Below are 20,413 nucleotides of genomic sequence, written 5' to 3' on the forward strand. Positions count from 1 at the left end.
CGGTGGCGCCCCGCCGCGCGCCCCACCGCGGTCGGGCGTGGGACGGGGGCCGCCGCCCCGGGGGGGGGGCGCGGCCCGCCCCCCCCCCCCCCACCCCCGGGGGGGGGGGGCCGCCCCGGGGGGCCGCCCCCCCGCTTCCAGGCGTCCGGGGCGTCAGGGAAGAGCGGCGGTCAGGCCGCCGCGGGCTGGGGCTGGGGCTGGGACGGGCGTACGGGCTGGGGCCGCAGGAGTTCGGCCTGGCCGAACAGGAGGGCGTACCCCTCCGGGAGCTGCCGCAGGACGCGGGTGAGCAGGTCGGGGCCGGCCAGGGCGGCGACGGTGGCGAGGACGGCTCCGGTGGCCCAGCGGGTGGTGGCCGGTGAGGCGCCGGTGCGGGCGGCGAGGTCCTTGACGAAGCCCCACCCGGTGAGCCGTTCGGCGGCGGGGGCCGCCGCGGTCAGCGCGAGGGCAGCTTCGGGAGGCAGGCGGCGGGCGAGGTCGGCGCGATCGGTGCCGGTCAGCTGGCGGCCGAGGGCGCCGAGGACGGCGCGGACCGCGTCGTCGGCGCGTTCGCGGGTCGGGTAGGCGCCCTCGTAGCGGACGCGTTCGAGCATCTGGTCGTACGTCATGGCAGCGGGGAACCGTTCCGGCCGGGTCTGCTCGTACATGACGGGGCCGCCCTTTCTGTGCGGTCGTTCGTGGCGTCGGGTGGGCGCGCGGGGGCCGCCGCGCGGTGTTCCGGAAGGAGGCGGCGGGGACCGGGGCACCGGGGGAGAGGGGGAAGGCCCCGGTCCGCCGCCGCGTTCGGGGGCGGCCGGTCAGCCGGCGATCTGCTTGCGGTCGGCGCCGCCGCCGATGCTGACCTTGCGGGGCTTGGCCCGCTCCGGGATCGGGATGCGCAGGGTCAGGACACCGGCGTCGTAGTCGGCCTCGATGCGTTCCGTGTCGAGGGTGTCGGCCAGCACGATCTGGCGGGAGAAGACGCCGGAGGGCCGTTCCGAGAGCTCCATCCGCACCGCGTCGCCCTGGGTGGCGGGCCGCCGCTCGGCCTTGACCGTCAGCATGTTCCGCTCGACGTCGATGTCGATCGCCTCGGCGCTCACGCCGGGAACGTCGAACGCGATCACGTACGCGTCGCCCTCCCGGTAGGCGTCCATCGGCATGACGGCCGGCTTGGACCACGTACCGGACGCTCCCGAGAGCTGCTGGACGATGCGGTCCATCTCGCGGAACGGGTCGGTGCGCATCAGCATCGTTGAACACCTCCATGGGGTTCGGGCGGGATCCGCCCGTGCGCTTCAAGGTGCTCCCGTTGTAACATGTCATCGAAACGATGACAAGCAAGATGTCGCCCTCACGATGACCCGTGGAGTGTCGACGGATCGACGACATGGAGGCAGCATGCGCGAAGCCCCCGAGCCCTTCGGGCCGCACCCCTTCGACCTCGGCGCCGCCGTCACGGCGCTGGAGGGCGTCGACCGGACCCTGACCGAGGCCCGGCGGACGCCGGCGCCCTCCTCCACACCCACCGCCCTGTCCGGCTCCGGTCCCCATCCCGCCCTGGCCGCCCTGGTCGCGCTGCGGCGGATCCGGGAGCAGCTGACCGGATGGGAGAGCGGGCTGATCGCGGCGGCCCGTGACGACGGGGTGAGCTGGGCCGACCTCGCCGGCCCCCTCGGCGTGGCCAGCCGGCAGGCCGCCGAACGCCGCTACCTGCGGCTGCGTCCGGGAGCCGCAGGTAGCACCGGTGAAGAGCGCGTCGCCGCGACCCGCAACTCGCGCGCGGCCGACCGCTCCGTCGCGGCCTGGGCCCGCGACAACGCCGCCGACCTGCGGCGGCTGGCCGGCCAGGTCAGCTCGCTCAACGACCTGCCGCCCGGCGCCGCGAGCTCCATGACGGAACTGGACCAGGCCCTGGCCGACAACGACGCCGCCCGGCTCGTCGGCCCCCTCAGCGAAGCCCGGGCGCACCTGCGCCCCGAGGACGCCCACCTCGCCGACCGCATCGACGCCATGACCCGTCACGCCGACCGGCTGCGGCAGGACAGCCACGACCAGCGCACCACCCGCAACTGACCGCCGCCACCTGCGGCCCACCGAAGGAACCGCCCTGCCATGACCGCGCAGCCGCAAGACCCCGCCGACGAACTCCCCGTCGCCGTGGAGGTGTTCGACCGGGCCGTGGTGGTGCGGCCGACCGGCGAGATCGACTTGGCCACGGTGCCGCCCCTCGCGGACGCGCTCGCCGAAGCGCTCCGGCACGCCACGCCCGCCAGGCCGGTCGTCCTCGACTGCCGCCGCCTCACCTTCTGCGACTCGGCGAGCCTCAACGCCCTGCTCATCGCCCGGCAGGCGGCGCAGCGGGCGGGCGTCGACATCCGGCTGGGCTCGCCCAACCGCCAGTTCCGCCGGCTGCTGGAGACGACGGGGACCCTCCCCCTCTTCCCGGTCGACCAGCTGCCCGCCCCGTGAAACCGTGCAAACCGTGAATCCGTGAAAACGCAGACGGCCGGGGCCCGCGCGTGCCCTTGCACGGGCACCACGCGGGACCCCGGCCGCCTCGCGGCGAACCGGCCCCGGGGCCGGTCCGGCTCGGCCCGGGTCAGCGGCCGAGGGCGCTCTTGAGCTGCTGCTTCGACATCGTGGAGCGGCCCTCGATGCCGCGCTTCTTCGCCTCCTCGTACAGCTCTTCCTTGGTCCGCTCCGAGGAGCCGCCCCCGCCGGACCGCTCGCCGCCGCGCTGCGAGGCGGACTTGCCCTGCGTCGAGCTGCGGCTCGACGTCTTGCTCTCCCCGGAGCGGGCGCGCTCCTTGTTCACCGTCCGGGAGGCCATCTCCTTCGCGCGGCCTTCGGACATGCCGCGCTCCTCTCCGGACTCCTTGATGTGCTCGTACTGGCGTTCCCGCTTGGGGCTGGATCCTCGGGGCATGGCGAACCCTCCGTCGGTGCTGTGCCTGTCTCGGTCATCGTGTGCCCGGCTCCCGGCTCCCGCATCCCACCGGGTCCATCCGGGTCCGTCCGGCGGTGCCGGACCCGGGGGTCAGGAACCGCCGGGCCCCGGCTTGTGCGGCGTCGGCGGGCCGGCGAGCGGGGTCGGGGACAGGGAGGTGTCCTCCTCCCCGGGTTCGAGCAGGGTGTTGGCCGCGCCGATGATCAGCGGGTCGGGCGAGCCCACCGCCTCCGGGTCCTTGTTCGTGTAGTCGAGCCGGGTGAGCAGGTAGCGGATGGCTTCGAGCCGGCCACGCCGTTTGTCGTTGCTCTTGACCACGGTCCAGGGCGCCTCGGGGGTGTCGGTGGCCCGGAACATGGCGACCTTGGCCCGCGTGTAGGCGTCCCACAGGTCGAGCGAGGCGAGGTCGGTGGGGGAGAGCTTCCACTGGCGGACCGGGTCGACCTGACGTATCGCGAACCGGGTGCGCTGTTCCGAGCGGGAGACCGAGAACCAGTACTTCACCAGGCAGATGCCGTCCTCGGCCAGCATCCGTTCGAAGGCGGGGCACTGGGACAGGAACAGCTCGTACTGCTCGGGTGCGCAGAACCCCATGACGCGTTCGATACCGGCGCGGTTGTACCAGGACCGGTCGAAGAAGACGATCTCCCCCGGCCCGGGCAGGTGGGCGACGTACCGCTGGAAGTACCACTGCCCGGCCTCCCGGGCGGTCGGCTTGTCGAGCGCCACGACCCGGGCGCCGCGCGGATTGAGGCGTTCGGTGAAGCGCTGGATGGTCCCGCCCTTGCCGGCGGCGTCACGGCCTTCGCAGATCACGAGCACCCGGGCGCCGGTCTCCTTGACCCAGCGCTGCAGCTTCAGCAGCTCGATCTGCAGGATCCGCTTCGTGCGCTCGTACTCCGCCCGGGGCATCTTGTGGGAGTAGGGGTAGTTCTCCCGCCACGTACGGATGGGGCTGCCCTGGCCGTCCAGCAGTACCGGCTGTTCCGGGCGGCGGCTGTCCACGCTCAGGCCCGCCAGCAGCCTGTCCTCGTCGTTCACACCGGACCTCCTCCGGGCCGTCTCTCTTCCGCGTCCCTTCCGCCGGGTCCCTGCCCACATTTCGCCGCGCCACCCGGGGCGCGTCTCCCGCGGAGGGCCGGCGCCCCTGGGGTGATCATGGAGTGGCCGGGTAGCCGCCTTGCGTGATCACCGTTGGAGTCGAAGAAGAATATCTGCTGGTCGATCCGGCCACGGGCGTACCGGTGCCGCTCGTCGAGGAAGTGCGGCGTACGGCCGGGCTCGGGCTCCTGGCCGAGCAGGGCGAGGTACAGGACGAGCTGCTGCAGGCGCAGATCGAGGTGGCCACTCCGGTGTGCTGGACGCTGGACGAGGTCGGCGGCCATCTGCTGCGGCTGCGCCACGCGCTGGCCTCCGCCGCCGAGGCCAACGGCTGCCGCGTCGCGGCGACCGGCGCCGCGCCCCTGCGCGGCACCCTGCCCGTCCCGGTGACCCGGACACCCCGGTACCTGAGGATGGAGGGCGCGGCCCGGCAGCTGGTCGACGAGCAGCTGATCTGCGGGATGCACGTCCACGTGGGCGTCCCCGACGCGGATACGGGCGTGGCCGTGCTGAACCGGATCCGGCCGTGGCTGCCCGCGCTGCTGGCCCTGTCCGCGAACTCGCCCCTGTGGGACGGGAGGGACACCGGCTTCGCGAGCTGGCGCACCATCGTCTTCGGGCGGTGGCCCGTCAGCGGCCCGCCGCCCCATTTCCACGGTCCCGCCGACTACGAACGCCGGCTGGCGGCGCTGGTGGACTCCGGGGTGATCGGCGACCGCCACCAGGTGTACTGGCAGGCCAGACTGTCCGAGCGCTACCCCACCGTCGAGCTGCGCTGCCTGGACGTCCAGCTGCGGGCCGACGACGCCGTGATGCTCGCCGGAGTCGTCCGGGCACTGGTCGCCACGGCCATCGCCGAGGAGAAGGCGGGCGCGGCACCGGTCTTCGCGGCCACGCCGGAGATGGCGCAGGCCGGCAACTGGCACGCGGCCCGGTACGGTCTCGGCTCCACCCTGCTCGACCCGCGGGGGCGGCCGTGCGACGGCGGCGACGTCCTGGGCTCGCTGCTGCGCCACATCACCCCCGCCCTGGAGGAAGCGGGCGACCTCCGCGAGGTGAGCGCCCTGACCGACCGGCTGCTGCGGGAGGGCACCCCCGCCGACCGGCAGCGCCGCGCCATGGCGGAGGGCGGCCTGCCCGCGCTCCTCGACCTGCTCACCGGCGCCGGGCCGGCCGACTGATGAAGGCACGCCGGTGACCACGGACCCCGGGCCGCCGAAGACCCCCGACGGCCACCACGTCGTGATCGGCGGCCGCCGCTGGCGCGCCACGGATCCGGCCGTCCCCGCAGAGGTGGCCGCCCGGCTGCGCGTTCACCTGATGGCGGCCCGGCGGGCGGTCGGCGCCGCCCGCCGGGCCGATGATCCGCAGGCCGAGCGCGCCGCCCGGGACCGGGTCCAGACGGCGAAGGTGGCGCTCGGCGAACGCGGCGCCCCGTGGTGGGAGCAGAGCGCGCCGGAGCGGCGGGCCCGTTGGCGGCGGGGACTGGCCGCGCTCGACGGTTAAGAGGGGCCGGTCCGAGGCCGGGCCGCTTATCGGGCCGTCCGGCGGGCAGGCGCCCGGCATGTCGACCACCCGCCCGACCGGCCCGCATCCCGCCGGCCCGTCGGACGCGGGAGTGAACGCAGGAGTGAGGAAAGTGACGACGTACCCGGACGGATCCCCGCTGAAGACTCGGCAGGCCATGACGGCAACGGTGCGGCAACGACCCTGCGGGGGCGCCGCCCGGGCCCGGGCAGGTGCCCCGTGTGCGGCCTGAGCGGGGAGGTGCGGTGGGACGGGAGGCGGCCCGACCTCGCCGCGGTCGAACGCATGACCGACGTCATGGAGCCGCGGGGCCCCGACGGCAGGGGCGTCTGGTCCCAGGGAGCGGTGGCGCTCGGCCACCGCCGGCTGAAGATCATCGACCTCTCCGAGCGCGGCGCCCAGCCGATGACCGACTCCGGACTGGGCCTCACCGCCGTCTTCAACGGCTGCGTCTACAACTACCGCGAACTGCGCGGCCGGCTGGAGCGGCTCGGGCACCGGTTCGTCTCCGGCTCCGACACCGAGGTCGTCGTCAAGGCGTACGGCGAGTGGGGCCGGGCCTGCGTGGAGCAGCTGACCGGCATGTTCGCCTTCGCCGTGGTCGAGCACGACACGGGCCGCGTCGTCCTGGCGCGCGACCGGCTGGGCATCAAGCCCCTCTACGTCACCCAGGACGACGGCCGGCTCCGCTTCGCCTCCACCCTGCCCGCCCTGCTGGCGGGCGGCGGGGTCGACACCTCCCTCGACCCGGTGGCGCTCCACCAGTACCTGAGCTGGCACGGCACCGTCCCCGCGCCCCGCACCGTACTGAACGGCGTACGCAAGATCCCGCCGGCCACCGTACGCGTCATCGAACCGGACGGCACCCAGAGCGACCACCGCTACTGGCAGCCCTCCTACACCCGGCACTCCGCGCTCGGTACGGACCCGGTGCTGTGGCGGGAGGCGGTCCACGACGCCGTGCGCGCGGCGGTCCGCCGGCGCACGGTCGCCGACGTACCGGTGGGGGTGCTGCTGTCGGGCGGACTGGACTCCAGCCTGATCGTCGCCCTGCTCGCCGACGAGGGGCAGGCGGACCTCGCGACCTTCGCCATGGGCTTCGAGTCGGAGAACGGCGAGGACGGTGACGAGTTCCACTACTCCGACCTGGTCGCCCGCCGGTACGGGACCGACCACCACCAGTTCATGATCCCTTCCGACCGGCTGCCCACCGCGCTGGAGACCGCGATCGGCGCCATGAGCGAACCGATGGTCAGCCATGACGCCGTCGCCTTCCACATGCTGGCGGAACAGGTCGCCAAGGAGGTCAAGGTGGTGCTGTGCGGCCAGGGCGCCGACGAGGTGTTCGCCGGCTACCACTGGTACCCGCCGATAGCCGCAGCCGACCGGCCCGACGCGGCGGCCGCCTACGCGGACGCCTACTTCGACCGGCCGCACGTCGAGCTGACCGCCCTGCTGCACCCGGACCTCGCCGTCGCCCACGACGCCTCGACGGAGTTCGTCCGGGCCCACATGGCGGCACCGGGCGCGGCGACGTCCCTCGACGCCGCCCTGCGCCTGGACGTGCACGCCCTCATGCCGGACGACCCGGTCAAGCGCGTCGACAACATGACGATGGCGTGGGGACTGGAGGCCAGGGTGCCCTTCCTGGACCACGAGCTGGTCGAACTCGCCGCCGCCTGCCCCCCGGAGCTCAAGCTCGCGCAGGGCGGGAAGGGCGTGCTCAAGGACGTCGGCCGGGCGGTCCTGCCGGCGGAGGTCGTCGACCGCCCGAAGGGCTACTTCCCGGTGCCGGCGGTCCGGCACATGGTGGCCCCCGTACTGGCCCGCGTACGGGAGGCCCTGACGGCGCCCGAGGCGCTGCGGCGCGGCACCTTCGACCGCGACCGGGTGGCGCAGCTCCTGGCGGCGCCCGACCGCCACCGGACGAAACGCGGAGCCAATGCGCTGTGGCAGGTGGCGACCCTGGAAATCTGGCTGCAGGCCCACGGCATCGACTGAACGGCCCGCCCCCGGCACCGGCGGACAGCCCTGGAGAGGAGCCCATGTCTTCGGAACGCGCGCGCCCGGCCCCCGAGCCGGTCCGACTGGCCGACCACGGCAGCGGCGATCCGCCGACCCTCCTCACCGCCCACGGATGCTGGTACCCCTCCGCCGACCCCAGGGGCGAGCAGGTGGCGTTCATCTGCGACCGCGCCGGGGTTCCGCAACTGTGGAGCGGGCCCGCCCGGGGGGCGCAGGCCCACGCCCTCGACGCCGGTCCCGACCCGGTCACCGAGGTCGCCTGGTCGCCCGACGGGCGCTGGATCGCGTACACCACCGCCCCCGGCGGCGGCGAGCACACCCGGGTCCTGGCCGTACGCCCCGACGGCTCCGGCCGCCGGGTGCTCGCGGGCGCGGAACCGGGCAGCTCGGCCCACCTGGGGTGCTGGACCCGGGACGGTTCCGCCCTCGCCGTCACCGTCGCCCAGCCCTCCGTGTCGGGGACGGAACACCGCGGCCCCGGGCACTTGGCCGCCGATGCCGAGGGCGACGCCGCCCGGGGCGCCGGGGACGCGGCCCCCGGCGCGCCGGGGCCGCTGCCGCCCGGGCGCGACGGGCCCGCGACCCTGCTCGGCCCGGGCGGCCCGGGCGGCCCGGCGCGCGGGGCCACGGCGGAACCGGAGCCCGGCGCCGGCGGGGGGCTGGCCGCCTACCTGGTCGACCCCGACGGGACGCACGCCCCCGCCCTGCTCTACGCCGAGGCGGGGGCCGCCTCCCTGCGCGTGTGCGACGTCAGCGCCGAGGGCCGCCTCGCGCTGCTGCGGCGCGGCCCGCGCGGCCACCGCGAGGCCCTCGTGCTCGACATCGCGTCGGGCCGCACCGCCTTCGCGCTGCACGTCGCCGACGGAGACCCCTGGATCGGCCGCTTCTCCGCCGACGGTCGCACCCTGTGGCTGCGCAGCGACGCCGAGCGGGAGTTCGCGGCCCTGCTGCGGGTCCGGCTCGGCGCGGACGGGACCCGCCGGGAGCTGTCCGCCGTGCTGGAGCGCGAGGACTGCGGCCTCGACCTGCTCAGCGTCCCCGCCCACGGGCGGTGGGCCCTCCTGGCGTGGAACGAGCACGGCACGACCCGGCTGGAGAGTGTCGCCCTGCCCACCGGCCCCGACGCCGGGCGCGCCATCGGACCGCTTCACCGGCCCGGCCGCCTGCCCCACGAGGTGGTCACCCGCATCGCCCCGCTGGAGCACGGCGGACTGTTCGCCGCCCTCTCCGGATCACGGCGCAGGCCGGGCGTCTGGGAGCTGGACCAGGGGCTCGTCCCCGTACGCGCCCCGTGGACGGCCCGGGACACCGACGCGGTCCCGCCCGGGCGGCCCCCCGTACGACCGGTGCCGCTGCGCTGCTCCGCCCGCGACGGGCTGCTGCTCGGCGGCTGGTACTACCGGGCGCCCGCGCGGGATCCGGGCCGCCCGGCGCCCTGCGTGATCCACCTCCACGGCGGCCCCGAGGAGCAGGAGCGGCCGGTGTTCAACCCGCTGTACCACGAGCTCCTGGGCCGGGGCCTGGACGTCTTCGCCCCCGATGTGCGCGGCTCCTCCGGCTGGGGGCGGTCCTTCGTCGACGCCGACCTCGGCGCGGGCCGCTTCGCCGCCATCGACGACGTGGCCGACTGCGCCGCCCACGTCGTCGCACTCGGATACGCCGACCCGCTGCGGCTGGGGGTGATGGGCCGCTCGTACGGCGGCTACCTCACCATGGCCTCCCTGGTGTGGCACCCGCACCTCTTCCGGGCCGGAGTCGCCGTCTGCGGGATGTCGGACCTCGGCACGTTCTTCGCGGGGACCGAACCGTGGATCGCGCGGTCCGCGGCCGCCAAGTACGGTCATCCCGAACACGACCGGGAGCTGCTGCGCGCCCTGTCCCCGATGAGCCGCGTCGACCGGCTGCGGGCCCCCGTCCTGGCCGTCCACGGGGAGCACGACACCAATGTGCCGCCGACGGAATCGCAGCAGTTCGTGCGGGCGGCGCGCGAGCGGGGCGTACCGGCGCATCAGCTGACGCTGCGCGACGAGGGGCACGAGTTCCTGCGCGCGGACAACCGCCGGCTCTACCGGCGCACGGCCGCGGACTGGCTGGAGCGCCACCTCGGCCCGGGCCCGGCCGGCTGACCGCTCGGTTGGCTGACCGCCCGACCGGCCTGCTGACCGCCGACCGGATGACTGCCGGCTTGCTGACCGCCCGACCGGCCTGCGGACTGCCCGGCCGCCCACCGCCGACCGGGCCGCCGACCCGGTTTCCGCCGCCCGCCCCGGGGCAGGCGCACCCCGTCAGGAGGCCCCATGCAGACGTTCCTGCCCTTCGCCTCGTTCCAGGACTCGGCGGCCGTGCTCGACGGGCGCCGGCTCGGCAAACAGCGCGTCGAGGCCCTCCAGGTGCTCCGCGGGCTGATCGTCCCGGACTACGGCTGGCGGCGGCACCCGGCCGTGCGCATGTGGGCCGGCTACGAGGAGGCCCTCGTACGGTACGGACTGGACGTCTGCCGGGTCTGGACGGCCGGCGGCCGCGCGGACACCTGCGCCACCACCCTGGTCCACGATTTCCACGCCTGGCTGCCCGGGGAGGGCGGGGGGCCGAGGACCCAGGAGCGCCTCGCCGCCGACGGGGAGCTGCCGCCGTGGCTGGGCGAGCCCGCCTTCCACCGGAGCCACCGCTCCGCGCTGGTGCGCAAGGCCCCGGACCTCTACCGCCGGCACTTTCCCGACGTACCGGACGACCTGCCGTACGTCTGGCCGGCGTCCGACCGCGACCCGGCCGCGCGGGCGCCATGAGCGGTGACCGGCCTAAAGTGGAACGTCCACCTCCCGCGGGGCACGCCCGCGGGACACCCCAGGAGCCGCTCATGCGCGTCGGCCGGCCGGACCCCCACCCTGAGGATCTCCACCCGGACGCCCTGTTCGGCCTGGAGGACCTCGATCCGGGGCGCGGGAGCACGTCACCGGAGGACCGGGGCCCGCTGTTCCGCGACTCCCCGGCCGCCCGCCGGCTGCTGTCCGTACGGACCATCCACGCCGAATCCGCCGCCGCGGCCTCCCCGCGCGGCCGGCAGGTCATCGCCCGCTTCCCCGGAGCCGAGGTCGTACCCGTCGACTCGCACTGGCGGATCCCCGACCTCCACGGCAACGAGGGCAACGTCGAGCGCTGGGTCCGGATCAAGAGCGAGGTCCTGGTCCTCGGCGAGCGCAAGACCTTCACCACCCGGCCCAACGGACGCTCCGCGGACTGGATCGCCCCCGGCCCCGCGAACGGCTGCGCCATGGCCTGCGCGTACTGCTACGTACCCCGCCGCAAGGGGTACGCCAATCCCGTCACCGTCTTCACCAACATCGAGCGCCTCATCGGCCACCTCTCCCGGCACCTGGCGCGCCTCGGGCCCAAGACGGAGGCGAACCAGTGCGACCCGGCCGCCTGGGTGTACGACATCGGGGAGAACAGCGACTGCTCGGCCGACGCCCTGATCAGCGACAACGTCGCCGACCTGGTCCGCGCCTTCGCACGGTGGCCGGGCGCCAAGGCCTCCTTCGCCACCAAGTTCGTCAACCCCGACCTGTTGCTGCTGGACCCCCGCGGCCGGACCCGGGTGCGGTTCTCCGTCATGCCGCAGGAGGACTCCCGGCTGCTGGACCTGCGCACCAGTCCGGTGGAGAGCCGGATCGCCGCCGCGGGGGACTTCCTGGAAGCGGGGTACGAGGTCCACTTCAACCTCTCGCCCGTCGTCCTGCGGCCCGGCTGGGAGCGGGACTGGGCGCTGCTGCTGCGCCACATGGACGACGTCCTGCCCCGGGCGGTGAAGGACCAGGCCGCCGCGGAGGTGATCACGCTGACGCACAACGAGGATCTGCACGGCATCAACCTCGGCTGGCACCCGCGCGCGGAGGACGTGCTCTGGCGGCCGGACCTCCAGCAGCCCAAACGTTCCGAGAACGGCGCCCGGAACGTCCGCTACCGCGACGGCGTCAAGGCCGGGGCCGTCGAGACGATGCGTACGCTCGTCGCCGCCCACGCACCGTGGCTGCGGATCCGGTACGCCTTCTGACCCCCGGCCCCGAAGTGGAAGCGAGCCTCGCATGACCGAAAGCGCCAGTCCCTACCTCTCCCCGGCACGCGTCACCGTCCTCGGGGTGCAGATCGCGGACCCGCCGTTCCGGATCGTCGAGATCGACGGGGAGTTCGTCGGCACCGCCCGGTCCATGACGGACGTGCTCCTGACCGCGGCGGCCGCCGGGATCACCATCCACGATCTGGACAACCCGGACGAGATCCGCTGGGTCGGCGGCGGCAGGTACCACTGGAAGCCCCGGGCGTCGGGTTCCGCGGGCTCCTCCCCGCCGGCCGGAACCGCCTGAGCCCGGGGCCGGGCCGCACCGGCCGCTACGAGGCGAGCAGGGCCGTACGCAGCCCGGCCAGGGTGCGGGACAGCAGCCGCGACACGTGCATCTGGCTGATGCCCAGCTCCGCGCCGATCTCGGACTGGGACATCTCCCGGCCGAACCGGAGCCGGAGGATCTCCCGCTCGCGTTCCGGGAGCCGCTTCAGGAGCGGGCCGAGGGCGTGCAGGTTCTCGAACAGCTCGATGGCCCGGGCGGTGTCCTCCGCGACCGGCTGCCGCTGTGGCATGCGCGCGGTGGCGTGCTCGTCCCCGCCCGGGGCCGCCGGTTCGAGGCTCTCCGTGGCGTACCCGTTCGACGCCACGAGCCCCTCGATCACCTGTTCCTCGTCCAGGCCCAGCCGGTCGGCCAGCTCCTTGACGGTGGGGGCCCGGCCCTGCGCGGCGGCGATGGCGTCGCGGGCCTTGGCCAGCTCCACGCGCAGCTCCTGGAGCCGGCGCGGGACGCGGACCGCCCAGGTGGTGTCCCGGAAGTGCCGCTTGATCTCCCCGGTGATGTAGGGCAGGGCCAGGGTGGTGAACTCGACGCCCCGCTCGGGTTCGAACCGGTCGATCGCCTTGATCAGGCCGACGGTCCCGGCCTGGATGACGTCCTCCATCTCCGTACCGGCCCCCGCCGGGCCACCGGCCCGGCTGCGGAAGGCGCGGGCGGCGTAGTGCACCAGGCTGGTGTTCATCTCGATGAGCGTGTTGCGGACGTACTGGTGCTCCGGCGTCCCCTCGGTGAGGACCGCCAACCGGGCGAGGAACACCCGGGAGAGCTCCTTCGCGTCGAGCGCCGGCACCCGCCCGGGCTCCCCGATCACGGGCAGCCCGGGGGCGTCGTCCCGGACATCCCCCGGAGCCGCCGCCGGGAGCGGGGGCGTGTCCCGGGTGGCGGAACCGGTGTGGGCGTCGACCGCCGCGGGGCGAACGGGCACGGTGGTTTCCCTCTCTCGTCTGGGCGGGCTTGCCACCCCGAGCCTGCCTCGCCCGGAAGAGCCGGCGCACGGGCCGTCGGGCCCCTCCCGGCGGGACCTTCGGCCCGGAACCAGCGGATGCCGAAGCGGGCCGCATGGACCAGGCTGTGGCGAGAAGGAGGGGGACGGAGAGACGGACGGACAGGACCGGTCGCAGCCGCACCGGTCGGACACGGACCAGGTACGGAGGCGTGATGACGCGTGGCAGTGACCGGCAGCCCCACGACGCCGGAGCCGGCGGCGGCCCCGGTACGCGGGACGGGGAGACGGCCGACGGCTTCGCCGGCCGCACCGAGCTGCGCGTCAACGGCACCGAGCACGTGCTGCGGCTGGACAACCGCGTCACGCTGCTCGACGCGCTGCGCGGCCACCTGGAGCTGACCGGCCCCAAGAAGGGCTGCGACCACGGCCAGTGCGGTGCCTGCACCGTCCTGGTCGACGGACGCCGGGCGAACAGCTGTCTCCTCCTCGCGGTCGCCCAGGACGGCGCCGAGATCACCACGGTGGAAGGACTCGCCGACGCCGGGGGAGAACTCCATCCGCTCCAGCGGGCCTTCCTCGACCGCGACGCCTTCCAGTGCGGCTTCTGTACGCCCGGTCAGCTGTGCTCGGCGATCGGAGCGATCGAGGAGGCGCGGGCGGGCCACCCGTCCCACGCGACCAGTGCCGAGGCACTGGCCGACCCCGGCCCCGTCCCGCTGACGACGGAGGAGATCAAGGAACGGCTGAGCGGAAACCTCTGCCGCTGCGGCGCCTACCCGCGCATCGTCGACGCCGTGACGGACGTGACCGACATGACGGACGTGATCGAGTGAAGCCCTTCAGCTACCTGCGCGCCCACAGCGTCGAGGAAGCCACCGCCGCCCATGCCCGGCTCCCCGGCGCCCGCTACCTGGGTGGCGGAACGAACCTCGTCGACCTGATGAAGCTCGGCGTCGAGACCCCGGCGGCCCTCATCGACATCACCCGCCTCCCGCTGGGAGAGGTGGAGGAACTGCCGGGAGCGGGCCTGCGCATCGGCTCCATGACGCGCAACAGCGACGTGGCGGCGCACCCCCTCGTCCGCGCCCACCACCCCGCCCTCGCCCAGGCCCTCCTGGCGGGCGCCTCGGGACAGCTGCGCAACATCGCGACGACCGGCGGCAACCTGCTCCAGCGGACCCGGTGCCCCTACTTCCAGGACGTCTCCACACCGTGCAACAAGCGGAGCCCCGGCACCGGCTGCGCCGCCCGCGACGGGGTCCACCGCGACCACGCCGTCCTCGGGCACTCCGCCGAATGCGTCGCCACCCACCCCTCCGACATGGCCGTCGCCCTCGCGGCGCTCGACGCCGACATCGCCCTGCACGGCGCCGACGGGGCCCGTACGGTGCCGGTCACGGACTTCCACCGGCTGCCGGGCGACCACCCCGAACGGGACACCGTCCTGCGCGACGGAGAGATCATCACCGCCGTCGTCCTGCCCCCCACCACCCCCGGCACCGTCTCCCTCTACCGCAAGGCCCGCGACCGCGCCTCGTACGCCTTCGCGCTGGTGTCCGTCGCCGCCGTCCTCGAACTGGACGGCGCCGGCCGGGTCCGCCGCCTCGGACTCGCCTTCGGCGGCCTCGCCCACCGCCCCTGGCGGGCCACCGTGGCCGAGGCCCGGCTGATGGGTGCCGAACCCACGGCCGCCGCCGTCGACGAGGCGGTACGGGCGGAGCTGGCCGCGGCCCGCCCGCTGCGGGACAACGCCTTCAAGGTCCCCCTCGCCCACGGCCTCGCCCGCGACGCCCTCGCCACCCTCGCGCGCCGCGCCGCGGCCGCCCCCGGCGCCGCATAGCCGCCCACCACCCCGACCTCACGCACCAGGAGCAGCCATGCCCCACGCCGCACTCGGCAACCCGGCCGCGCGGGCGGAGGGCCCGCAGAAGGTGACGGGCCGCGCCCGGTACGCCTCGGACCACGCGCCGCGCGGCTGCGCCCATGCCTGGCCCGTGCCCGCGACCATCGCCCGCGGCCGGGTCGCCGCGATCGACACCGCGGCCGCGGCCGCCCTCCCCGGCGTGCTCGACGTCCTCACCCCCGCCAACGCGCCCCGGCTCGGCCCCTCCGACGACGCCACCCTCCAGGTCCTCCAGGACGACGCGGTCCCGCACCGCGGCTGGTACGTGGCGCTCGTCGTCGCCGAGTCGCCCGAGGCCGCCCGGGCGGGCGCCGCGGCCGTCCGCGTCACCTACACGGCCGAGGACCCCGACGTCATCCTGCGGGCCGACCACCCGGACGCGTACACCCCCGAGGACGCCAACGGCGGCCAGCCCGCCCACCGACGCCACGGTGACCCGGAAGCGGCGCTCGCCGCCGCCCCCGTATCCGTCGACCTCACCTACACCGTGCCGCCCCTGCACAACCACCCCATGGAGCCGCACGCGGCCACCGCCGCCTGGGACGCGGAGCGCGGACACCTCACCGTCCACGACTCCAGCCAGGGAACGGGACCGGTCCGGGCCGCGCTCACCAGCCTGTTCGGCCTGCCCGAGGAGGCCGTCACCGTCGTGTCCGAACACGTCGGCGGCGGCTTCGGCTCCAAGGGGACACCCCGTCCGCACGTCGTCCTGGCCGTCTTGGCCGCACGGCACACCGGCCGTACGGTGACCCTCGCCCTGCCCCGGCGCCAGCTGCCCGCCGTCGTCGGGCACCGCGCGCCGACCCTGCACCGGATCCGGCTGGGCGCCCGGGCGGACGGCACCCTCACCGCCCTCGCGCACGAGGTCACCACCCACACCTCGCGCGTCCGCGAGTTCGTCGAGCAGGCCGCCGTGCCCGCCCGCGTCATGTACGCCGCGCCCGACAGCCTCACCACCCACCGGGCGGTCGCCCTGGACGTGCCCACCCCGTCCTGGATGCGCGCCCCCGGGGAGGCCCCCGGCATGTACGTCCTGGAATCCGCCATGGACGAACTGGCCGACGCGCTCGGCATGGACCCGGTCGAGCTGCGCGTGCGCAACGAACCCACGCACGAGCCCGACAGCGGGCGCCCGTTCAGCAGCCGGCACCTCGTGGACTGCCTGCGCGAGGGCGCCGAGCGCTTCGGCTGGTCCTCCGCGCGCACCCCGCGCCGGGACGGGGCGCTCCTGACCGGCAGCGGCGTGGCCGCCGCCACCTACCCGGTGCTCATCTCCCCGTGCACAGCCCGGGCCCACGCCGGCCCGGACGGCGGCTACCTGGTCGAGGTCAACGCCACCGACATCGGCACCGGCGCGCGGACCGTGCTGGCCCAGGTCGCCGCCGACGCGCTCGGCGTGCCGCTGGAGTCCGTGAGCATCCGCATCGGGAGCACCGACCTGCCCGCGGCGCCCCTCGCGGGCGGCTCCGCCGGCACCGGATCGTGGGGCTGGGCGGTGCACGACGCCTGTGCGGCCCTGGCGGTCCGCGTCGCCGCCCACAGCGGGCCCCTGCCCGCCGAGGGGCTCTCCGCGTCCGCCAACACCGCGGGGGCGGCGGGGGAGGAGTCCCCGTACGCCCGGCACGCGTTCGGCGCGCACTTCGCCGAGGTCCAGGTCGACACGGTGACCGGGGAGGTACGCGTAGGCCGCATGCTCGGGGTGTTCGCCGCCGGCCGCATCCTCAACCCGGTCACGGCGCGCTCCCAGTTCGTCGGCGCCATGGTCATGGGCCTGGGCATGGCCCTGACCGAGCACAGCACCCTCGACGCGGTCCACGGCGAGTTCGTCGAGAGCGACCTGGCCGCCTACCACGTACCGGTCCACGCCGACGTGCCCGACATCGAGGCGCACTGGATCGACGAGCACGACCCCCACCTCAACCCGATGGGCAGCAAGGGCATCGGGGAGATCGGCATCGTCGGCACCGCCGCCGCGATCGGCAACGCCGTCGCCCACGCCACGGGCCGCCGCCTGCGGGAACTGCCCCTGACCCCGGACCGGGTCCTGACCGCACTCGGCTGACCCGGCCCTCACTGCTCCTGGGGCGGTTTGCCCTCCGCCGCGGACACCTCGACGAACTCGACCCGGCCCTTGCCGTCGAGGCGCAGGATCGGGACGGCCTTGTTGCGCGGATTGCCGTTGTTCTGGAAGGAGATGAACCCGCTGGCCCCGGCCACCTGCTGGGTGCCGTCCATCTGGTGGAACATCCGGGCCACCGCGTCCCCGACGACCTGACCCTGCCAGCGGGCGGCCATCTGGATGCCGTGGGCCGCGGCGAGGACCGCGTCGTGGCCCATCAGGGCCCCGCCGTCCTCGCGGGAGTCGTGCGGGAACCACTGGTCCAGCAGCCCGCCCGGCTGGAAGTTCTTCGCGGACGGCCCGGAGACCGCCTGCGGCGCCGAACGGTACATGTCGGGGTGGGCGAGCCCGGTGTAGAGCACCTCGATGCCCGTCTCGGCGGCGTGGGCGAGCTGTTCGGGACTCAGGTTGGTCGTGTCGTCCCCGGCGAAGACGGTGAACTGCTGGTCGGTGCAGCTGCGGTTGGCGAGCGCGTCGAGGAAATGGGTCAGGTGCAGGCCGCGTCCCGCGAAGTACACGAGCTGGGGGCGCTGCTGGCACAACTGGCCCGGCATGTAGCGCAGTTCGTTCTGCCAGGCGCTGCTGACCGAGGAGTCGTAGGTCATGCGCTCGGCGACGAGGCGGTGCTTGTCGCCGTCCTGGAAGGCCTTGGTGAACGCGGTGCCGAGGGTGGCCGCGTAGAGGTTGCCCCGCGCCACGTCCTGGATGACGACGGCGGTCGCGATGCCGCGCCGCTTGAGGTAGGCGGCGCCCGCGTACGCCTCGTCCTCGTTGGTCGGGGCGATCCGGACGAAACCGTTGATGTTCTGGATGTCGGTGGCGGTCAGGGTCGCGCCGACCATGGCGATGCCGTGTGCGGACAGGCTCTTTATGGCCGCGAGGTTCTCGTCGGTGCTGGGACCGAGGCCCGCCACCGCCACGAGCCGGTCCGGGGAGTCCTTGCGGGCGATCAGCTCGTCCACGGTGTGCTTCCACTGCGTGGACCTGCTGCCCGGGTTGGCGATCAGCAGGCGGATCTTGGGGGTGGCGGCCAGGTCGCCCCGGTTGTGCCGGAACTGGGCGAGGTAGGCGCCCTCCAGCTCGTGCCGGACGCCCTCGGCGGAGTTGCTGTCCTCGGCGGTGGTGGTGAAGGAGGTGAAGTAGGCGACGCTGACGTACGGTTCCTTGTCCGCGTCGGCGAGGACCCGGCGATTCTCCTCCTCGATCTTGCGGGTGACGGCGTCGAGGTGCGGCGCGAAGACGTACGCGCCGTCGCTCACCCCGACGCACTCGTCGTCCGGGCCCTGCCGCACGACCCCGTCGGCGCACCGCGCCCCACGTTCCTGTAACCAGCCCACGCCCACCCAGAGCGCGGCGGCCAGCGCGACGGCGGCCGCCGTGGCGAGGGCGACGCGGCGCACGACGTGCAGCGGCCATTCGAGTCTGGCCACGGGTCAGCCCTCCCAGCCGGCGGTCTGGGGGTCGCGCCAGTGACGGTAGCGCTCCGCCTCGTTGAACAGGGCCACGATGTCGTTCCTCCGCAGTTGGGACAGCTGGGTGTAGCCGTCGGCGATGATGTCGCCCAGGCGCATGGCGGGGTCGGCGAGCGGATCGCTCCACACCCAGCGGGTGGTCACCAGCGTGTGGATCACCGCCTCGGTGTCCACGACGCCCCCGGGGCGGCGCGGGGCGAGCCCCGCCAGGAGTTCCAGCGGCCCGCTGTCGGCCGGGAACCGGTTCGGCGCGGCGGTGATCGCGTCGAATTCCGAGATCCACTGCGCGGCCGGCACGGCGGTGAAGCGCCGCGTCAGGTGGGCGGTGACCTCCTCGGTCCGCCCCCGGGCGAGCTGGTGGTACATCTCGGGCACCGGCCTGCCCTCGATGCGGTAGTACTCCGCGAGCAGCTCGTGCACGGCGTCCCACCCCTGCGGGCGCTCGGCCAGCCGCCACAGCAGCAGCCGGCGCAGCCACGGGTGGAGTACGGGGACCATGGCGACCGGCCCGGTCAGCAGCCAGCGGGAGCGGATCTCGCCGAAGAGGGAGTCGTCGGGGCTCAGCAGGCGCGTGGCGACGGAGAAGTCCCGGGCGGCGGCGCATTCGGCGAGGACGGCGCGCTGGGTCCCGTCGAAGTCGCGCAGCAGGTGACCGAGGGCGGTGTCGGCGAGGCTCGCGGAGTCGTCCCCGGTGCGCAGCGCCCGGTCGGGCAGGGTGCGCAGCCAGTGGTCCTGCTGGGGGCCCGGGTCCGGCGGTGGGCCCGCCTGGCGCAGTACGTCCAGCACCTGGTGCACCGCGCGCGGCAGTCCGCCGGTCAGCCGGTGCACGAAGGGGGTGAGGCGGGTCAGCGGGGCCAGGTCGCTGTTCCCGCCGAGCTGGAGCTCTATCCGGATCCGCACCTCGTCCAGGTTGAGGTCGCGCAGCCGCAGCGGGTACCACCAGGTGTCCTCGCTGTCGCGGGTCGGCCGGTGGGCCTCCCAGTCGGCCAGGGAGGCCCGGTCGGGACCGCGCAACTGCCAGGGCCAGGAGTCCCCGGTGGCCGGACCCCAGCGCGGCAGCCAGCGGTTGGAACTGGCGACGACGGTCAGCGGGTCGCTGGTGCGGCCCGCCACGACCGTCTCGTCGTGCCGCGAGCGCAGCAGCAGGTCGAGGAAGCGGCGGCCGTACTCGGTGTGGCAGTTGTCGAGGAGCAGCAGGTAGGAGCGGGGCATGAAGTTGCGCGCGGTGTTGCGTCTGAGGTCCTCCAGGAACGCCGAGAACAGGACGAGGTCGAGCCGCTCCTGCTCGTTCTCGTCCCCCTCGTGGCGCCAGAGGTTGAGCTCCACCAGGGCTTCCCAGGGATCCGCGCTGCGGGTCATGGGGTGGCGTCCGTACCAGTGGGCGCCGGCGGTGAGCCGGTTGCCGAGCCGGCCGCCGAACAGGCCGGGCACGGTGCGTCGGCCGCGCCGCAAGGCGTCCTGGAACAGGGCGAGCGCGGCGGTCGAGGCGCCCTCGGGCATGCCGACCGCGCCCATGCCCACTTCGAAGAACGCGGCCAGGTAGTCGCCGTGCCGGGCCTCGTTCTCCTCCTGGAACCGGTCGAGCCGGCGCTGTACCGCCCGCCGGCCCTCGGCGAGGCTGCGGATGCGCAGTTCCTGGTCGGAGGCGAGCAGGCCGAGGCTGAGCAGCGGGAAGTGCGAGCGCCCGTAGCGGGGCAGTTTGCGTTCGAGCTGGCGGGCCAGGAGCCCGAGGGCGTAGCGCGGCAGCAGGGACTGGGCGCCGCCGAAGTTGACGAAGGCGAAGGGGTAGTCGGGCCCGAAGTGCTCCATGAGCGCGCTGTGCGCCTCGCTGGCCCCGCTGCCCGCCGGGCCGAGCAGCATGGTCAGGGGCCGCTCGGCGGCCGGGTCCTGCTTCAGACAGGCCTCGACCAGCGACAGGATGCCGCTGCGGCCCCGCAGGCCCATGCCCGTACCCGGCTCCCTCACGTGTTCCCCCCAGGACGACGCTTCCGAGG

General features: G+C 74.7%; 19 protein-coding genes. 12 read left to right on the plus strand and 7 right to left on the minus strand.

Translation table 11 applies throughout. The features are described from left to right. Window positions 1-170: 170 nt before the first annotated feature. The gene (locus ACZ6ZT_RS01205) at window positions 171-647 is read right to left on the minus strand and encodes a DUF2267 domain-containing protein (RefSeq protein ID WP_469714385.1); all 477 of its coding nucleotides are present in this window, start codon (window positions 645-647) and stop codon (window positions 171-173) included. 150 nt (window positions 648-797) lie between these two features. Continuing rightward, window positions 798-1,232 carry an Hsp20/alpha crystallin family protein gene (locus ACZ6ZT_RS01210; protein WP_469714387.1) on the minus strand — a complete coding sequence of 145 codons (435 nt, stop codon included), beginning with the start codon at window positions 1,230-1,232 and terminating at the stop codon, window positions 798-800. 148 nt (window positions 1,233-1,380) lie between these two features. On the opposite strand from ACZ6ZT_RS01210, the gene ACZ6ZT_RS01215 reads away from it, so the two are divergent. Together ACZ6ZT_RS01215 and ACZ6ZT_RS01220 are read left to right on the plus strand one after the other, a co-directional pair. Continuing rightward, window positions 1,381-2,055 carry an HSP18 transcriptional regulator gene (locus tag ACZ6ZT_RS01215; protein ID WP_469714389.1) on the plus strand — a complete coding sequence of 225 codons (675 nt, stop codon included), beginning with the start codon at window positions 1,381-1,383 and terminating at the stop codon, window positions 2,053-2,055. A gap of 39 nt (window positions 2,056-2,094) precedes the next feature. Then, window positions 2,095-2,451: an STAS domain-containing protein gene (locus ACZ6ZT_RS01220; RefSeq protein WP_469714391.1), complete on the plus strand. Its 357-nt coding sequence runs from the start codon at window positions 2,095-2,097 to the stop codon at window positions 2,449-2,451. A gap of 130 nt (window positions 2,452-2,581) precedes the next feature. On the opposite strand, the gene ACZ6ZT_RS01225 is transcribed toward ACZ6ZT_RS01220, so the two are convergent. Together ACZ6ZT_RS01225 and ppk2 are read right to left on the minus strand one after the other, a co-directional pair. Next, window positions 2,582-2,908: a plasmid stabilization protein gene (locus tag ACZ6ZT_RS01225; protein WP_469714394.1), complete on the minus strand. Its 327-nt coding sequence runs from the start codon at window positions 2,906-2,908 to the stop codon at window positions 2,582-2,584. A gap of 111 nt (window positions 2,909-3,019) precedes the next feature. Continuing rightward, window positions 3,020-3,970 carry a polyphosphate kinase 2 gene (gene ppk2 / locus ACZ6ZT_RS01230; protein ID WP_469714397.1) on the minus strand — a complete coding sequence of 317 codons (951 nt, stop codon included), beginning with the start codon at window positions 3,968-3,970 and terminating at the stop codon, window positions 3,020-3,022. A gap of 143 nt (window positions 3,971-4,113) precedes the next feature. Between ppk2 and ACZ6ZT_RS01235 the strand changes: the two genes are divergently transcribed. The 7 genes from ACZ6ZT_RS01235 (at window position 4,114) to ACZ6ZT_RS01265 (ending at window position 11,943) form a co-directional block, all read left to right on the plus strand. Then, window positions 4,114-5,211 carry a carboxylate-amine ligase gene (locus tag ACZ6ZT_RS01235; protein WP_469714400.1) on the plus strand — a complete coding sequence of 366 codons (1,098 nt, stop codon included), beginning with the start codon at window positions 4,114-4,116 and terminating at the stop codon, window positions 5,209-5,211. A gap of 13 nt (window positions 5,212-5,224) precedes the next feature. Further along, the gene (locus tag ACZ6ZT_RS01240; protein WP_469714402.1) at window positions 5,225-5,536 is read left to right on the plus strand and encodes a hypothetical protein; all 312 of its coding nucleotides are present in this window, start codon (window positions 5,225-5,227) and stop codon (window positions 5,534-5,536) included. Between the two features lie 240 nt (window positions 5,537-5,776). After that, window positions 5,777-7,558, plus strand: coding sequence for an N-acetylglutaminylglutamine amidotransferase (locus ACZ6ZT_RS01245; RefSeq protein ID WP_469714403.1), 1,782 nt, complete (start codon window positions 5,777-5,779; stop codon window positions 7,556-7,558). A 44-nt stretch (window positions 7,559-7,602) separates the two neighbouring features. Continuing rightward, window positions 7,603-9,708: a S9 family peptidase gene (locus ACZ6ZT_RS01250; protein ID WP_469714406.1), complete on the plus strand. Its 2,106-nt coding sequence runs from the start codon at window positions 7,603-7,605 to the stop codon at window positions 9,706-9,708. A 171-nt stretch (window positions 9,709-9,879) separates the two neighbouring features. Continuing rightward, window positions 9,880-10,368: an MSMEG_6728 family protein gene (locus ACZ6ZT_RS01255; protein WP_469714408.1), complete on the plus strand. Its 489-nt coding sequence runs from the start codon at window positions 9,880-9,882 to the stop codon at window positions 10,366-10,368. A gap of 71 nt (window positions 10,369-10,439) precedes the next feature. Continuing rightward, entirely contained in the window at window positions 10,440-11,633 is a 1,194-nt protein-coding gene (locus ACZ6ZT_RS01260; RefSeq protein ID WP_469714410.1) for a spore photoproduct lyase family protein, read from the plus strand. A gap of 31 nt (window positions 11,634-11,664) precedes the next feature. Next, a complete protein-coding gene (locus tag ACZ6ZT_RS01265; RefSeq protein ID WP_469714412.1) occupies window positions 11,665-11,943 on the plus strand; it encodes a hypothetical protein in 279 nt (92 codons plus the stop codon). A 25-nt stretch (window positions 11,944-11,968) separates the two neighbouring features. On the opposite strand, the gene ACZ6ZT_RS01270 is transcribed toward ACZ6ZT_RS01265, so the two are convergent. Further along, on the minus strand, window positions 11,969-12,904 hold the full coding sequence (locus ACZ6ZT_RS01270; RefSeq protein WP_469714413.1) for a SigB/SigF/SigG family RNA polymerase sigma factor: 936 nt from the start codon (window positions 12,902-12,904) through the stop codon (window positions 11,969-11,971). A 233-nt stretch (window positions 12,905-13,137) separates the two neighbouring features. On the opposite strand from ACZ6ZT_RS01270, the gene ACZ6ZT_RS01275 reads away from it, so the two are divergent. From ACZ6ZT_RS01275 to ACZ6ZT_RS01285, 3 genes are read left to right on the plus strand one after another with little or no spacing between them, the layout of a single operon-like run. Beyond that, window positions 13,138-13,758, plus strand: coding sequence for a 2Fe-2S iron-sulfur cluster-binding protein (locus tag ACZ6ZT_RS01275; RefSeq protein WP_469714415.1), 621 nt, complete (start codon window positions 13,138-13,140; stop codon window positions 13,756-13,758). Next, the gene (locus ACZ6ZT_RS01280; RefSeq protein ID WP_469714417.1) at window positions 13,755-14,765 is read left to right on the plus strand and encodes an FAD binding domain-containing protein; all 1,011 of its coding nucleotides are present in this window, start codon (window positions 13,755-13,757) and stop codon (window positions 14,763-14,765) included. Before ACZ6ZT_RS01275 ends, ACZ6ZT_RS01280 begins: the two co-directional genes overlap by 4 nt. A gap of 37 nt (window positions 14,766-14,802) precedes the next feature. Further along, a complete protein-coding gene (locus tag ACZ6ZT_RS01285) occupies window positions 14,803-16,890 on the plus strand; it encodes a xanthine dehydrogenase family protein molybdopterin-binding subunit (protein ID WP_469714419.1) in 2,088 nt (695 codons plus the stop codon). Window positions 16,891-16,898: 8 nt separating this feature from the next. On the opposite strand, the gene ACZ6ZT_RS01290 is transcribed toward ACZ6ZT_RS01285, so the two are convergent. Then, window positions 16,899-18,377 carry a type 1 periplasmic-binding domain-containing protein gene (locus ACZ6ZT_RS01290; RefSeq protein ID WP_469714421.1) on the minus strand — a complete coding sequence of 493 codons (1,479 nt, stop codon included), beginning with the start codon at window positions 18,375-18,377 and terminating at the stop codon, window positions 16,899-16,901. Between the two features lie 3 nt (window positions 18,378-18,380). Continuing rightward, the gene (locus tag ACZ6ZT_RS01295) at window positions 18,381-20,384 is read right to left on the minus strand and encodes a hypothetical protein (RefSeq protein WP_469714423.1); all 2,004 of its coding nucleotides are present in this window, start codon (window positions 20,382-20,384) and stop codon (window positions 18,381-18,383) included. Window positions 20,385-20,413: the final 29 nt, after the last annotated feature.

It is taken from the genome of Streptomyces sp. NPDC102258 (assembly GCF_055584685.1).